This window comes from Vibrio sp. T20 (genome assembly GCF_007858795.1).
Taxonomy (GTDB): Bacteria; Pseudomonadota; Gammaproteobacteria; order Enterobacterales; family Vibrionaceae; genus Vibrio; species Vibrio satsumensis.
Genome location: NZ_VFEB01000124.1, coordinates 1 through 296 on the forward strand (window position 1 = coordinate 1; position 296 = coordinate 296).

The 296-nt window shown below is 42.9% G+C and carries 1 pseudogene; it reads right to left on the minus strand.

The features are described from left to right. Nucleotides 1-296, minus strand: a pseudogene (locus tag FTW16_RS14420) (replication initiation factor family protein); the annotation flags it as partial.

Here is a 296-nt window from a genome sequence, read left to right on the forward strand (position 1 = left end):
ATGACCATTGAATCTTCATAGCCATGTAAGCCACGGCCACGCATAGGCGATAGACGGAAGTTAAAGACTTTAGACATGAACTCATCAAACCTATCAGCCAAAACCTTGCGACATTTGTTACGGTGTGACTCAATTGATTTCTCTATCGCTTCTGGTGAGTTAAGGCGACCGTTGACACTTTTCTTTTTAAACTCAGGAAACTGCATGTTGATAAAGTCTTGTTCGTTTGAGTTGTCCAAGTGTCTAAGCGAGCTATACGAAAACGAAAAGGCTAGGTGATCCACTTGAACCGGACG